General features: G+C 44.3%; 15 protein-coding genes and 3 pseudogenes. 10 read left to right on the forward strand and 8 right to left on the reverse strand.

What is annotated here, in order from left to right:
• On the reverse strand, positions 1–173 hold a 173-nt coding region (locus PTE_RS23525), incomplete at its 3' end, for a transposase (protein WP_131601457.1).
• 79 nt (positions 174–252) lie between these two features.
• Between PTE_RS23525 and PTE_RS07955 the strand changes: the two genes are divergently transcribed.
• The 4 genes and pseudogenes from PTE_RS07955 to PTE_RS07965 all read left to right on the forward strand — a co-directional run bounded on the left by PTE_RS07955 (position 253) and on the right by PTE_RS07965 (position 1,581).
• Entirely contained in the window at positions 253–501 is a 249-nt protein-coding gene (locus PTE_RS07955) for a helix-turn-helix domain-containing protein (RefSeq protein WP_036844852.1), read from the forward strand.
• A gap of 318 nt (positions 502–819) precedes the next feature.
• A pseudogene (locus PTE_RS07960) lies at positions 820–1,119 on the forward strand (phage tail sheath subtilisin-like domain-containing protein); the annotation flags it as partial.
• Positions 1,120–1,145: 26 nt separating this feature from the next.
• Positions 1,146–1,241: pseudogene (locus PTE_RS26415) on the forward strand (type II toxin-antitoxin system HicA family toxin); the annotation flags it as partial.
• The gene (locus PTE_RS07965; protein WP_036844856.1) at positions 1,234–1,581 is read left to right on the forward strand and encodes a type II toxin-antitoxin system HicB family antitoxin; all 348 of its coding nucleotides are present in this window, start codon (positions 1,234–1,236) and stop codon (positions 1,579–1,581) included. The pseudogene PTE_RS26415 and the gene PTE_RS07965, both read left to right, overlap by 8 nt.
• A 618-nt stretch (positions 1,582–2,199) precedes the next feature.
• Here the strand turns inward: PTE_RS07965 and PTE_RS07970 are convergent.
• Positions 2,200–2,382, reverse strand: a complete 183-nt coding sequence (locus PTE_RS07970) for a hypothetical protein (protein WP_036844858.1) — start codon at positions 2,380–2,382, stop codon at positions 2,200–2,202.
• 199 nt (positions 2,383–2,581) lie between these two features.
• Positions 2,582–2,686, reverse strand: a pseudogene (locus PTE_RS27215) (type II toxin-antitoxin system RelE/ParE family toxin); the annotation flags it as partial.
• 418 nt (positions 2,687–3,104) lie between these two features.
• On the opposite strand from PTE_RS27215, the gene PTE_RS07975 reads away from it, so the two are divergent.
• From PTE_RS07975 to PTE_RS07995, 5 genes are all read left to right on the forward strand, one after another.
• Positions 3,105–3,779 carry a CDP-alcohol phosphatidyltransferase family protein gene (locus PTE_RS07975; RefSeq protein WP_036844860.1) on the forward strand — a complete coding sequence of 225 codons (675 nt, stop codon included), beginning with the start codon at positions 3,105–3,107 and terminating at the stop codon, positions 3,777–3,779.
• Positions 3,772–4,413, forward strand: coding sequence for a lysophospholipid acyltransferase family protein (locus PTE_RS07980; RefSeq protein ID WP_036844863.1), 642 nt, complete (start codon positions 3,772–3,774; stop codon positions 4,411–4,413). The genes PTE_RS07975 and PTE_RS07980 overlap by 8 nt, the downstream gene beginning before the upstream one ends.
• A complete protein-coding gene (locus tag PTE_RS07985) occupies positions 4,410–5,348 on the forward strand; it encodes a phosphatidate cytidylyltransferase (protein WP_036844865.1) in 939 nt (312 codons plus the stop codon). Before PTE_RS07980 ends, PTE_RS07985 begins: the two co-directional genes overlap by 4 nt.
• A 365-nt stretch (positions 5,349–5,713) precedes the next feature.
• Complete coding sequence (gene pfkA, locus PTE_RS07990; RefSeq protein ID WP_036844867.1) at positions 5,714–6,685, forward strand: 6-phosphofructokinase; 972 nt, start codon at positions 5,714–5,716, stop codon at positions 6,683–6,685.
• Between the two features lie 172 nt (positions 6,686–6,857).
• On the forward strand, positions 6,858–7,859 hold the full coding sequence (locus PTE_RS07995) for a sulfate ABC transporter substrate-binding protein (RefSeq protein WP_036844868.1): 1,002 nt from the start codon (positions 6,858–6,860) through the stop codon (positions 7,857–7,859).
• Positions 7,860–7,905: 46 nt separating this feature from the next.
• Here the strand turns inward: PTE_RS07995 and tpiA are convergent, their stop codons facing one another.
• Together tpiA and PTE_RS08005 are read right to left on the reverse strand one after the other, a co-directional pair.
• A complete protein-coding gene (gene tpiA / locus PTE_RS08000; protein ID WP_036844871.1) occupies positions 7,906–8,673 on the reverse strand; it encodes a triose-phosphate isomerase in 768 nt (255 codons plus the stop codon).
• A 136-nt stretch (positions 8,674–8,809) separates the two neighbouring features.
• Positions 8,810–9,412 carry a DUF1454 family protein gene (locus PTE_RS08005; protein ID WP_198539196.1) on the reverse strand — a complete coding sequence of 201 codons (603 nt, stop codon included), beginning with the start codon at positions 9,410–9,412 and terminating at the stop codon, positions 8,810–8,812.
• Between the two features lie 67 nt (positions 9,413–9,479).
• On the opposite strand from PTE_RS08005, the gene PTE_RS08010 reads away from it, so the two are divergent.
• The gene (locus PTE_RS08010) at positions 9,480–9,914 is read left to right on the forward strand and encodes a DUF805 domain-containing protein (RefSeq protein ID WP_036844876.1); all 435 of its coding nucleotides are present in this window, start codon (positions 9,480–9,482) and stop codon (positions 9,912–9,914) included.
• 2 nt (positions 9,915–9,916) lie between these two features.
• Here the strand turns inward: PTE_RS08010 and fpr are convergent, their stop codons facing one another.
• The 3 genes from fpr to PTE_RS08025 form a co-directional block, all read right to left on the reverse strand.
• Positions 9,917–10,663 carry a ferredoxin--NADP(+) reductase gene (gene fpr / locus PTE_RS08015; RefSeq protein ID WP_036844879.1) on the reverse strand — a complete coding sequence of 249 codons (747 nt, stop codon included), beginning with the start codon at positions 10,661–10,663 and terminating at the stop codon, positions 9,917–9,919.
• Positions 10,664–11,079: 416 nt separating this feature from the next.
• Positions 11,080–12,603, reverse strand: coding sequence for a glycerol kinase GlpK (gene glpK / locus PTE_RS08020; RefSeq protein ID WP_036844882.1), 1,524 nt, complete (start codon positions 12,601–12,603; stop codon positions 11,080–11,082).
• 30 nt (positions 12,604–12,633) lie between these two features.
• Positions 12,634–13,464, reverse strand: coding sequence for an MIP/aquaporin family protein (locus tag PTE_RS08025; protein ID WP_036844885.1), 831 nt, complete (start codon positions 13,462–13,464; stop codon positions 12,634–12,636).
• Between the last annotated feature and the right edge of the window lie 47 nt (positions 13,465–13,511).

The following is a 13,511-nucleotide window of genomic DNA, read 5'->3' on the forward strand; positions in this document are numbered from 1 at the left end:
CTATAGCGTTCAGGTAAATCGCGCCACGGTGCCCCTGAGCATAACACCCAGAACATCCCATTCATCACACGGCGGTGTTCAACATGTGGACGTCCTGCTCGCTTTGAATGTACAGGGGGCAAACAAGGTTCTATCAATATCCAGGCGTCATCAGGAATGTCGTAGCGGGCCATCATCTTTTTCCAATATTGAAACTAATTAGATGATAATACTATCAACTTACATTAAGGGACACAGCCTAGGATTGAATATATGGTTTCAATTTACTCTGATGAATATCAAGTAGTTATCAAAGCACTCCGGGAGGCTCGTATAGCAAAGGGAGTCACACAAGAGAATTTAGCTCAAGCGCTAGATCGCCCTCAATCGTTTATTGCGAAAGTTGAGAATGGTGAAAGAAGATTGGATGTTGTGGAATTTGTTCATATAGCACATTTGTTATCATTAGAGCCAAGTGTTCTCATAAAAAGAATCCCAAGAAGATATTCCTCAATATGCTGATAACTTTCTATCTATACCAGTTTCATCAGATAGCGTAGCTAAAGAGGGATTCACATAGTTAACCATGTGGTAGAACAATTAGGGTTTTAATATCCTTGAAATTGTTTTTTTATACTCCGTGTTGTGTAGTGTCTATACACGTTTTACTTGGCTAACACTACAATTGGGACTCTCTGAGCTCTTTTTGCGCAGATAAACGTTCCGATTTAGGTTGGAGCGGGTGCTGGTTTATGAGGTCATGAGGTCGGCCTTTTCAGCTATATGGATCAAGCGGATTTTGCGTAAGGAACTACGGGAACGAGGTATTGAACCGAAAGGTTGAATTTTTTGAAATGCCAAAAAGCACCCATTCTAGGTATACCCGGTCACGATACCCAACCTGTTGCGGCGGCTCTCGCGGGTATTGCCCAGAAACTGCGGGCAATGGCTTATGTCAACGCCTATGGCTGCAAGACCATCTCAGAGGCTATCAACTACCGCAACAACTTTAACCAGCGTGAGCTGATATTGCTTTGGCCGGACTTCCGCAGTTGGGATATGGTCAAAAATAACGAGTCTATCGCATACGCAACTGCTCGTGCGCTGGGCCTGCGTGCCAAAATTGACGAGGAAACCGGCTGACATAAAACCTTGTCTAACATCAGACTCATCAACCTCATCCTGGTAACGTAATGGATAAAGGCGCAGTAAATGGCCTTCGTGAGTGGTTCGAAAATGTAATAGGGGTCGAACATGATTAAAAGCAACAACATTATGACTATCGACGGCCATCCCGCTTCTGTTACCTACGAAGCAGAAATTAGGGCCTTTCGCGGCAAGTTTCTGGATGTCACCGGATATTGTGATTTCGTATCAAACAGTATTGACGGGCTTGAAAAAGAGGGACAAATCTCACTGGCTGAATATATAGAAACGTGCGAGGAAGAGGGAATTAACCCATTCAAGGAGGAGGACAAGCTAAAATCTTTTACTCTTCGTTATCCTGGCTGGCTGGAAGCTCGCTTGACTGCGGTGGCAATATCACACGCAGTCTCAAAGAACCAGTTCATAGTTCAGTTGCTTGAGCGGGAACTTCAATAAAATAGATAACGCCGGACAGTGACAAAACTTGTTTTTATTGTTGTTTGGGGTTGTTGGGGTCTACTCAACCACCCCAGCGATAACAGATACTGCAATAGTGACTTATCGAGGGTACTTTCCTGTTCGGCCTTGATAAATGAAAAAGCCTACAGTATGTGGGATTGATAGATCTGTTAAGGTGATGGTTAAATATCAAAAAATTTTGCAGACAATGGTTGCGTTAACTAATTGCCATTTGAGGAGATTTGGCAATAGCTTTTTGCAATGGATAAACCACTGAGCTATCGGTCAGAAGAATGGGATTGTACAAACGAATGTTTTTGTTCTTATGGTTGGTGTAGAGAAAAGTTAGCAGTTATCGTAGCTACCCAGAAACTACCTATATTTGTGATAATTAAAGATCTAATTGCTATATGTTTTATTTAATCTGGTTGATTTATGCAAAGATGGCTTGTGTATAAATTTTTTGGCAAGGTGAAGTGACATGAATATCAGTTACTAAAAACGAATATTTTTGGTGCTTGAGCACGTTATTTTAGCTATGAACGATTTCAGCAATATTTGACGTGTGAAGATGTTGAAAAGATACAACGTGCAATAATCAAAATCATCGGCGCATCAAATCTTATCGGTAAATCTGAAAGTTGATTTTTGGATTCTATCAACTAGAGTATGATTATTCCCCATGAAGGCTTTGTTAAAAATTTCTCCCGCAAAGGGCTTATAACCCTTCATACATATATGAGGGGTTTCAAACTGCTGACAAACTTCGTTGAAAATAACGGGGTTTGTTTCTTTCATTATGAATCATAATGTCTCCATTTTCCTCATTAACCCGGTCTAATCCCCCGCTAGGGTGTTATTTTCACTTCTCCTGCAATAAAATGCTTGTTCTCCAGAAAGAAATAAGAGCAACAAAGCACTGCGATCAGCAATGGCAGCTCGCAGGACGAGACAGATACGCTGGCTTGATGCACAGCACAACGTAGCCCCCGCCAGCTCAAAGAAGATAACGGGGGTGATTCATCTGTTGATGAAGGATACGCGCAATCAGAATATCGGTATCCCGGATAGTATAGAAAACCGTGTGACGGTGAAACCCGATCAGCAATGCCTTTCTGGCTTTCACCTTTGACCAATACGGAGTGACCGATCTCTGTAGCGATATGGGTAAACGTCTACATCGCTGGCAGAAGTCGGCTCCACTCATCCTGTGTCATTAGCCATTTCTTATCCTGATGAGATTACTGATTTACCACAATAATATATTTATTTGTTGATACTTTTAGAGGTGGACCTGCTACGGCAGTAACGCGCCTCCTAGGGTAATCAGCGAAGGAATGCCGATTAATAACGTAAATTGCCTTTAAAAGAAAATCGCCACCGCTGGTCGAGGAAGCGGAGTATCCCCCGCCGATTCGGCGGGTTTTTTTATTGTTGTTATTCTAACCAATCCTGTTTATCTTATTTCATTTAACTTAAGTGGATTTGATTGTTCATTTGTTTTTTGGAAGGGAAATGATATGTCTGGTAATGAGGTAAAAGATAGGCGTCCGATCAAAACACGTAATGCAATATGGGTCGGGAAAACGGCTAAGTGGCTGCAATATAGAGGGGTGACACCAAATGGCATATCGGTTGCCAGTGTTGTTTTTGCGGTATTAGCTGGGTTGTGTTTTGCGGTTTGTTTTTTGGTCAAACCTTTCTGGCTGACTTCAGTTTTGTTGATTGTTGGAGCGCTGTCTATTCAAGCCAGGTTAATGTGTAATTTATTAGATGGGATGGTTGCTGTTGAAGGAGGATTGAAGACGGCTGCCGGCGCTGTTTTTAATGATCTTCCCGATCGTATCGCGGATTCTTTTATTTTGATTGGATTGGGATATGGTTTAACACTTTTTCCATTTGCGATTTCTCTTGGCTGTATTGCTGCATTATTGGCTGTTCTGACGGCTTATATTCGTTTATTAGGTGGTACTTGTGGTTTACCTCAGCGTTTCCTTGGCCCAATGGCTAAACAGCATCGGATGGCGTTAATGACTGTTGGTGCAATTGTCGCGGCCTTTTTATCTCCGTTATGGGGCCAGTATCTTTTGCTGGCGGTATTAGTCGTTATCACGCTGGGTTGTCTCTGGACATGTATTCGGCGAACCCGAGTCATATTGGCTGAATTACAGGAGAAGGATGCTTGTAATGAGTAAATCACAAGAAGTGACATTGGTAAGTAAAGGGATGGGTTCTTTTCTGTCCGGGCTTTGCCGTTTATTAACCGGAGTGAGGATTCGTTGGATTGGGTGTAAGCCATCGGTCGTTTCCCGGATTTATTATGCCAATCATACTAGCCATTTGGATGGGTTGGTTATTTGGGCCGGATTTCCCCGAGTATTACGCTATCGGGTGCATCCGGTCGCTGCCCGTGATTATTGGAGTAAGACGAGTTTACGCAGGTATTTTATCAATAAAGTTTTTCGATCTGTCCTGATTGATCGCAAAGGGGAGGACGGTTTAAAAGAAAATACGCTTATACCAATGGAGGATGTATTAAGGCGCGGGGAGTCTTTGATCTTATTCCCTGAAGGGACACGGGGAAGTGGCGAACAAGTCAATAAATTTAAAGGTGGTCTGTATTATTTAGCCAAGAAATACCCTGAGGTTGAGCTTATTCCTGTTTATCTGGAAAATTTAAACCGAGTTTTGCCAAAAGGTTCAGCACTTGTTGTTCCTGTTATTTGTTCGGCGACATTTGGCCGACCTTTGGAAAAATTAGGCGAAAAAGAGGAAAAAGCGGATTTTCTACAGCGGGCTCGCTTGGCATTGGAGGCGTTAATACTATGACCATTAATAATAAATTGCTTTTGTTGTTGGGCGGTATGTTTGTGCCGTTAATTATTGCCAGTATTGTTGGGGCAATGCTGGCCTCTAAGTATTCAGCGGAAAGCCATCCGACCATTGAGAATCTGAATGCTCGCATTCGCGGTTGGTGGGGAATGTGCATTGTTTGTGTGTTGTCCGTCATTGTTGGGCCAATCGGTTCAGTTTTATTATTTGCAAGTATGTCATTTTTTGCTTTGCGGGAATTTTTCACTTTGACACCAACACGACGCAGTGACCATGAAGCCATGTTCTGGTGTTTCTTTATTTTCATGCCATTGCAATACATTGCCGTTGGTATTGAGTGGTATGGCGTGTTTTCTATTTTCATTCCTGTTTATGTGTTCCTATTTTTACCTGCCCGTATTGCATTGGCTGGAGATACGACGAACTTTCTGGAGCGGACAGCTAAAATACAGTGGGGAATGTTAGTTGCTGTATTCTGTATTAGTCATGCTCCCGCTTTATTGATGTTGGATATTCCAGGTTATGAAGGGGAGAACGTCGAATTACTACTGTTTTTAATGATTGTGGTGCAGATGTCGGATGTTTTGCAGTATGTGTTTGGTAAATTGTTTGGCAAACATCCTATTGTGCCTAAACTGAGCCCAAATAAAACCGTTGAAGGTTTTGCCGGCGGCATTTTGGCTTCCGTTTTATTGGGAATGTCACTTTACTGGGTAACGCCATTTTCTCCGTGGGAGGCGGGTTTGATGTCGTTGGCGATTACGTTGATGGGCTTTATTGGCGGCTTGTGTATGTCAGCGATAAAACGCGATAGTGGCATCAAAGATTTTGGTGAAATGATTGAAGGTCATGGCGGAATGTTAGACAGAATCGATTCTTTATGTTTTGCCGCCCCAGTATTTTTCCATCTGACACGCTATTTCTATACGTAATGGAAAGATACCAGCGCAATGAATGAGAGTTAAAGGTGATTGATCAGCACTGTGGTATGGATTGCCGCAGTGCTGGCCTCTTTTTTATTGCGGATAAGGCGTATTCCCGATCAGCGTAAGGAGTCGCAGGAGCTATAATGAAATTATTTTCAGTTAAATTGATCTCAAAAAGGGATTTATTGTTAATGCAGACTTGGTTTTTTACCGTATTATATGCAGGGTTGAATCAATTCAGCATGATTGCTTCAGTGCGTTGGGCGATAACAGGTTAAGAAGGCAGATTTCTGTTTCAGGCAAAGTGATAGCATACGAAGCCCGCCGTTAGCGGGTTTGCAATTATTACATCTACAAGTTCAGAGGTCATCATGATCAACGAGATCAAAAGAATCGGTGTCTTAACGAGTGGCGGTGATGCGCCGGGTATGAATGCGGCTATTCGTGGTGTGGTTCGTGCAGGATTAACCGAAGGGTTAGAGGTTTTCGGTATTCATGATGGTTATCTTGGCTTGTATGAAAACCGCATGAAGAAACTTGATCGTTTCAGTGTATCCGACATGATTAACCGCGGTGGTACTTTTCTGGGTTCAGCCCGTTTCCCTGAGTTCAGGGATGAGAAGATTCGTGCTATCGCTATTGAAAACATGAGAAAAATCGGTCTTGATGCACTGGTGGTTATTGGCGGTGATGGTTCTTATCTTGGGGCGAAGATGCTGACCGAAGCCGGTTTCCCATGTATCGGTCTGCCGGGTACCATTGATAATGATGTGGCGGGTACGGATTATACCATCGGCTATTTCACCGCACTGGAAACGGTTGTTGAAGCCATTGACCGCTTGCGTGATACTTCAACTTCCCACAAACGTATTTCCATTGTTGAAGTGATGGGGCGTTATTGTGGTGATCTTACTCTGTCAGCCGCTATCGCGGGAGGTTGTGAGTTCATCGTTTTGCCAGAAGTCTCATTCAGTCGTGATGAACTGGTGGCTGAGATTAAAGTGGGTATCGATAAAGGTAAACGCCATGCGATCGTTGCGATTACTGAGCATGTTTGTGATGTCTATGAACTTGCGAGGCATATTGAAAAAGAGACTCATCATGAAACCCGTGCAACCGTCTTAGGCCATATTCAGCGTGGTGGTTCTCCGGTCGCTTATGACCGTATTTTGGCTTCCCGTATGGGGGCATATTCCATTCAATTGCTATTGGAAGGTTATGGTGGTCGTTGTGTTGGTATCCAGAACGAGAAACTTGTTCATCATGACATCATTGACGCAGTGCAGAATATGAAACGTGTGTTTAAACAGGATTGGCTGGAAACTGCGAAAAAGCTGTATTAATCACGTCAATACAAGCAAATCTGTATCTGTTGCAGCCTCTTTGGAGGCTGTAATTGCTCCTCAGTATATTCCTCTTGCATATAAGTAAATGTTTTTAATTATTTCTGAGTGATAACGCTTTCTGTCAGCCTTGAATTTCATAACAGTTAAAACAGTTTGTGGAGAGATTCAAATGAGAGTCAGATGGCGTGTGGCATTGGCGTTATTGTTGATGACCAGTAGCAGTGTATGGGCAAAAAATATTCAGCTTCTTAATGTTTCCTATGATCCAACCAGAGAGTTATATCAGCAATATAATCAGGCTTTCAGTGATTATTGGCAGCAGAAGACAGGGGATAAAGTGACAATCCGGCAATCTCATGGTGGTTCCGGTAAGCAGGCAACGTCTGTCATCAATGGCCTTGAGGCAGATGTGGTGACACTGGCTCTGGCCTATGATGTGGATGCCATTGCCGAGCGTGGTCGGATAGATAAAGGGTGGATTAAGCGTTTACCCGATAATTCTGCCCCCTATACTTCAACAATTGTTTTTCTGGTGCGGAAAGGCAATCCAAAACAAATTAAAGACTGGCCGGATTTAATTCGTCCAGGTGTTGCTGTTGTGACACCAAATCCAAAAACATCAGGTGGTGCCCGCTGGAATTATCTGGCTGCGTGGGGTTATGGGTTGGCGCATAATAATCAGGATCAGAGTAAAGCCAAAGCATTTGTTAAAGCGCTTTATCAGAATGTTGAAGTGTTGGATTCCGGTGCCAGAGGAGCGACCAATACTTTTGTCGAACGTGGAATTGGTGATGTCTTAATTGCCTGGGAGAATGAAGCGTTATTGGCTATTCATGAGCTGGATAAAGATAAATTCGAAATTGTCACACCCAGCGTTTCAATCCTTGCTGAACCGACGGTTTCTGTCGTTGATAAGGTGGCAGATAAACGTGGTAGCCGTCAGTTGGCAACGGAATACCTGCAATACCTTTACTCTCCTGTTGGGCAGGAGATAGCGGCTAAAAATTATTATCGCCCACGTGATAAAGCGATTGCCGATAAATACCGGGCTATTTTCCCGGAATTAACATTATTTACGGTCGATAAAGTATTCGATGGTTGGGGAACAGCGCAAAAAGTGCATTTTGTGACTGGCGGTGTATTTGATGAGATTATTCAACGCCAGAAGTGAATAACCGCCGTAGGTGTACGGCGGACAATTATCACTAAAATTTTAATCAGGCTCTTTTAGCTGCTGCTGCGGCTTTTACAATAACAGCGAAAGCGTCAGCTTTCAGGGAAGCGCCGCCAACCAGTGCTCCGTCAATATCCGGCTGGGTGAATAATTCAGCCGCGTTACCCGCGTTCACAGAACCACCGTACTGGATAATCACTTGTTCTGCGATTACCGCGTCTCTCTTCGCAATGTGATCACGAATAAATTTGTGCACAGCCTGAGCTTGCGCTGGTGTTGCTGATTTACCGGTACCAATCGCCCAAACGGGTTCGTAAGCGATGACCGCATCGTGGAAGGCTTCTACACCTAATGTGTTCAGAACAGCATCAATTTGTCTTGCGCATACTGTTTCAGTTTGGCCAGCTTCATTTTCCTGTTCAGTTTCACCGATACACAGAACCGGGATCAGACCTTGTTCTTTAAGAACGGCAAATTTCTTCGCAATGAATTCGTCACTTTCTTTGTGGTAAGTACGGCGCTCAGAGTGGCCGATGATGATGTATTCTGCGCCAATGTCTTTCAGCATTTCAGCGGAAGTTTCACCGGTAAATGCGCCAGACAGGTTGATGTCAACATCTTGTGCGCCCAGAGCCATGTGGCTGCCAACCAGCGCTTGTTTAGCCTGAGAGAGATAAAGTGCTGGTGGCGCGATAGCGATTTCACAGCCAGTAACATGGTTCAATTCTTTACTCAGGTCAGTGATAAGTTCGTTGACCATATGGGTACTGCCATTCAATTTCCAGTTACCCATAACAAATGGATGTCGCATGTTTTTTCCTCCAACCAGAAAATTTTTAAGTAGTGGATTGAATGAAATTCATTCTTAGGATCAATTCGTTAGATCAGTGGTCCACAGTATAGTGGTCATTACAAGCAATAGCTTTGCTTTTTATCACTAATTTTGATTAGTTTTCTGGTCCAGATAACGACAGCTTAATCGGTTCAATGGCAAAAGTAAGTGTTTTTTCGCTACCGTTTACCACAATATAGCGAATGGCGCCGATGTTGTGGCTATAAAATGGCAATTTTTTGCTGTTTTTCAGCAAATTATCAATATTTTCTTTGCTTTGCTCCTGTGAAAGGGTCGGATTAAAGTGGCGTATCAACGCGATCATGTACTGCTCTGTCAGTATTTGATTTTTCTGAGTTTCTGTTTCATTTTCTGATAGCAGTAATGTCAGTTGCAGACTTTTGATTTTTTCACTTCCCCGTTCCAGTACCGCCGAGGAGTAAAGTTTCTCATTGATTTTGCTGGCTGCCCGTGTCAGTGGCAGATAAATGTCTTTGCCGGTAATGACCCGATATTCGTGTAATGGTAATGCCGGGTTGCGGCGATTATATTTTTCACGAAACCGCGGGATAGTTTCATCAAAAGAGGGGGCATTTGGCATAAGGTAGGCCGCTTGCGCTATGGGCCCAGTTGTTTTGGATGTATCGGCATGGGTTACCAATGGTAAGCCCGCGCTGCTTGCCACTAACGTTATTGCCAGAAATTTATTAACGTCCATTTTCATGTTGCCGCTCGCTTGGGTTAAACTGCACCGAAAAACAGAATACACGATTGGAAGAGAATAGATGACATTACAACAATGGGGTTTTTCATTTAAAGGGCGAATTGGGCGACGGGAATTCTGGATTGGTATCGGTGTTTGTCTGGCTTTGGTGTTTGTTATCTTTACTATTCAGGGAATGAGTTCTTTAACCATGCGTTATGCTGTTTTTGCGCTGGTTTTGGTGATGTATCCTGTGGCGGCAATAATGGCGAAGCGTTTACATGATCGCAATAAGCGGGGAGGCTGGTCGCTGCTTTTATTGCTGGCAGGGTTGCTGATTGCCGCTGATTGGGGGGGAATGGAACCATTCTGGCAATGGGGGATTGGCCGTTTTATCCCCACATTAATCATCGTTATGATGGTGCTTGATTGCGGTGTATTCCGTGGCACGGATGGGCCAAACCGGTTTGGTGAAGGGGCAGAAAAAGTGGATTTTATTTCTGCCAAAGATGATTGAAATTACCAGTACTGTTCGCTGGTGATATGCCCTGGTTTGCGGCGCAGGTGTTTTGCCATTCCTCGCTGTTTTTTTAGCAGTTGTTGGGTATCTTTCACCATTTGGGGATTACCGCATAGCATAATATGGCTGTTGTCGCTGTTCATCGGCAGCCCGACAGCCGCCTCAAGTTCGCCATTTTCGATCAATGTTGGGATACGGCCAGTCAATGAGCCAAGGTTTTGTTCGCGGCTGACGATCGTCTGAATTCGTAATTTGCCGTTGAAGCGCTGAACTAATTGTTCCATTAAGGGCAGATAGCTTAAATCTTGTGTTAGCCTGACTGCATGCACCAATACGATGTGCTCGAATCTGTCCAGATAATCCCCTTGCTGAAGGATTGACAGATAAGGGCCAATGGCTGTCCCCGTTGAAAGCATCCATAATGTTTGGCAATCCGGTATTTCATCAAGAATAAAAAATCCTGCGGCTTGTTCTGTAACCAATAGATCATCACCGGGTTGCAGGGCGGCTAACCGTGGGCTGAGTTTGCCTTCTGGAACCGTCACTAAATAGAATTCAAGATTATTATCTGCCGGCGCATTAACGTAAGAGTAGGCCCGTTGAACGCGTTCATTCTCTATTTCCAGCGCCAGCTTAGCGAATTGACCGGCGGTAAACTCTTCAACTGGTGCATGCATCCTGATGCTGAATAAGGTATCCGTCCAGTGAATAACTTGTGTAACTTTTCCTGTAATCCAGTTTGCCATTGGAACTTATCTCCTAATCCTGAAACCCCGGAACAGTTTGTTTTTATGCCGTTATTTTAGTCTATCGATATAAATACTATTATCGATTCTGTGTCATAGGGGAATGAATTTGTTTTTCTTAATATCTGGTTCGAATAGTCGAAGTTATCTTAATAGCCAATAAGAATTTCAGTAGAAAATTCAGAAAACTAACAGCTTGCCATGCTATAGATCTTATCTATAAATATGGAGATAAATTATCAAAGGAATATTCTGATTCTATCTACGAGATAATAAAAGGTCTGTCGATATTAGGTCTTATGCTAGATCTTAATGTTCGATTCAGTTTTAAAAGAAAATTTCTGAAGGTAGGAAATAAATAGAATTTCAAAGGGTGGAATTTTCCACCCTTTCTTTATTTTTACTGTCAGTAAATCTTAGCTTTTATCTTCCCAGTCTTGCGCGCGGGCAACCGCTTTTTTCCAGCCATTGTATTTGTAATTTCGTTCGGTGGTTTCAATACCCGGACGGAATTCTTTTTCAATGGTGGCTTTGCTTTTCACTTCATCCAGATCTTGCCAGTAGCCTACAGCCAATCCTGCGAGGAATGCGGCGCCCAATGCAGTACTTTCACGCACTATAGGGCGTTCTACGCGGGTACCCAGGATATCTGACTGGAATTGCATCAGGAAGTTATTGGCAACGGCACCTCCGTCTACACGCAGGGCTTGCAATCGGGTACCTGCATCCGCTTGCATAGCATCCAGTACATCACGGGTCTGATAGGCAATGGATTCCAGCGTTGCACGGATGATGTGATTACTGTTTGTCCCGCGGGTCAGGCCGAAAATGGCACCGCGGGCGTAAGGGTCCCAGTAGGGTGCGCCAAGACCGGTAAAAGCGGGAACCACATACACGCCGTTACTGTTTTTAACTTTAGTGGCAAAGTATTCGGAGTCAGCAGCATCGGCAATGAGTTTCAGTTCATCACGCAGCCACTGAATAGAAGCACCACCAACGAAAACCGCACCTTCAAGTGCATAGTTCACTTCTCCGCGGGGACCACAGGCGATGGTTGTCAGCAAACCGTGGTTGGAGCGCACGGCATCTGTACCGGTGTTCATCAGCAGGAAACAGCCTGTTCCGTAGGTGTTTTTCGCCATACCGGGCTGGACACAAAGCTGACCATACAGAGCAGCCTGTTGGTCACCCGCAATGCCAGCGATAGGGATCCGGGTGCCGCCTTTACCGCCGATATTGGTCTGACCATAAATCTCAGAAGATGCATGGACGGTGGGTAACAGGGCGCGTGGGATTTGTAACTCATCAAGAATATGTTGATCCCACTCCAGATTGTGAATATTGAACAGCATCGTACGGGATGCGTTGGTGTAGTCCGTAACGTGGACACGGCCCTGGGTCATTTTCCATACCAGCCAGGTGTCTACAGTACCAAACAGTAGCTCGCCTTTTTCAGCCCGCTCACGGGCACCTTCAACATGATCCAGAATCCATTTTACTTTGGTACCAGAGAAGTAAGGGTCCACGACCAATCCTGTGTTCTGGCGAATATATTCTTCCAGACCTTCTTTTTGTTTCAGTTTGGTACAGACATCTGCGGTACGGCGACATTGCCAAACAATGGCATTGTAGATGGGTTTACCGGTTTTCTTTTCCCAAATAATCGTTGTTTCACGTTGGTTGGTAATCCCAATGCCGGCGATCTGATCAGAACTAATATCCGCTTTCGCTAATACTTCTACCAACGTTGAGCTTTGGGTTGCCCAGATTTCCATGGGATCATGTTCGACCCAGCCCGGTTTAGGATAAATTTGAGTAAATTCTCTTTGGGAAATAGAGATAATATTGGCGTCGTGATCAAGAATGACTGCCCGGGAGCTGGTTGTTCCCTGATCAAGGGCGACAATATATTTTTTCTCAATCATATTTTCTGTTGTCATGATAATAACCTGTTCTGGTGATGCTCTACTTTAGGCTTTCTTTTTGCTCTGGTCTTTGGTTTTGTGGGCATCAGATGGCAAATGACGACCAATAAGTTTGCGGTAGCCGAATGCACCTATAATACCGCCGATAATCGGAGCGGTCAGAGTAACCAGGCAGTAAGGAATTTCACGTCCACCCGTCAGGGCGATATCTCCCCAACCTGCCAGATAAGCAATGAGTTTAGGGCCAAAGTCACGGGCCGGGTTCAGGGCGAAACCGGTTAATGGGCCAAATGCGCCACCAATAACGGCAATCAGAATACCAATCAGTAACGGAGCCAGAGGCCCGCGCGGAACACCGTTACCATCGTCAGTCAGTGACAGAATCAGACACACCAGCGCTGCGGCAATGATGACTTCTACCATAAATGCTTGAGAAATAGACAGTGATGCCATCGGGTAAGTGGAGAATACTCCTGCGGTAAACAGGCTTTCAGGGGTGCCGCGAACGATATTATGTACTTGCTCGTAATCAAGGAATACGCTGTAGTACATCATGTAGATGATAGCGGCAGCGACAAAACCACCGATCATTTGGGCAATAATAAAAGGAATGACTTTTTTGCCCTCAAAACGGGCAAACAGCCATAAGGCAATTGTCACCGCCGGGTTAAGGTGACCACCGGAAACACCGGCGGTGAGATAAACTGCCAATGCGACACCCATCCCCCAAATAATACTGATTTCCCACAAGCCCAGTTGTGCGCCGGCAATACGGGCAGCGGCAACACAACCTACGCCAAAGAAAACCAATAGTGCGGTACCAAGAAACTCAGCGATACATTGTCCGGTTAATGTCGTGCTAGTAGTTTGGCTCATATGTTCTATCCTACGAAGAAGATTTTAGAGTGGTAATTATTATTTTC

This window comes from Photorhabdus khanii NC19 (assembly GCF_000517265.1).
Lineage (GTDB): Bacteria > Pseudomonadota > Gammaproteobacteria > Enterobacterales > Enterobacteriaceae > Photorhabdus > Photorhabdus khanii.

Excerpts from the sequence above, each read along its gene's own strand:
- PTE_RS07955 (WP_036844852.1), top strand. The coding sequence starts at position 253 with ATGGTTTCAATTTACTCTGATGAATATCAAGTAGTTATCAAAGCACTC.
- PTE_RS07965 (WP_036844856.1), top strand. The coding sequence starts at position 1,234 with ATGATTAAAAGCAACAACATTATGACTATCGACGGCCATCCCGCTTCT.
- PTE_RS07970 (WP_036844858.1), bottom strand. The coding sequence starts at position 2,382 with ATGAAAGAAACAAACCCCGTTATTTTCAACGAAGTTTGTCAGCAGTTT.
- PTE_RS07975 (WP_036844860.1), top strand. The coding sequence starts at position 3,105 with ATGTCTGGTAATGAGGTAAAAGATAGGCGTCCGATCAAAACACGTAAT.
- PTE_RS07980 (WP_036844863.1), top strand. The coding sequence starts at position 3,772 with ATGAGTAAATCACAAGAAGTGACATTGGTAAGTAAAGGGATGGGTTCT.
- PTE_RS07985 (WP_036844865.1), top strand. The coding sequence starts at position 4,410 with ATGACCATTAATAATAAATTGCTTTTGTTGTTGGGCGGTATGTTTGTG.
- pfkA (WP_036844867.1), top strand. The coding sequence starts at position 5,714 with ATGATCAACGAGATCAAAAGAATCGGTGTCTTAACGAGTGGCGGTGAT.
- PTE_RS07995 (WP_036844868.1), top strand. The coding sequence starts at position 6,858 with ATGAGAGTCAGATGGCGTGTGGCATTGGCGTTATTGTTGATGACCAGT.
- tpiA (WP_036844871.1), bottom strand. The coding sequence starts at position 8,673 with ATGCGACATCCATTTGTTATGGGTAACTGGAAATTGAATGGCAGTACC.
- PTE_RS08005 (WP_198539196.1), bottom strand. The coding sequence starts at position 9,412 with ATGGACGTTAATAAATTTCTGGCAATAACGTTAGTGGCAAGCAGCGCG.
- PTE_RS08010 (WP_036844876.1), top strand. The coding sequence starts at position 9,480 with ATGACATTACAACAATGGGGTTTTTCATTTAAAGGGCGAATTGGGCGA.
- fpr (WP_036844879.1), bottom strand. The coding sequence starts at position 10,663 with ATGGCAAACTGGATTACAGGAAAAGTTACACAAGTTATTCACTGGACG.
- glpK (WP_036844882.1), bottom strand. The coding sequence starts at position 12,603 with ATGACAACAGAAAATATGATTGAGAAAAAATATATTGTCGCCCTTGAT.
- PTE_RS08025 (WP_036844885.1), bottom strand. The coding sequence starts at position 13,464 with ATGAGCCAAACTACTAGCACGACATTAACCGGACAATGTATCGCTGAG.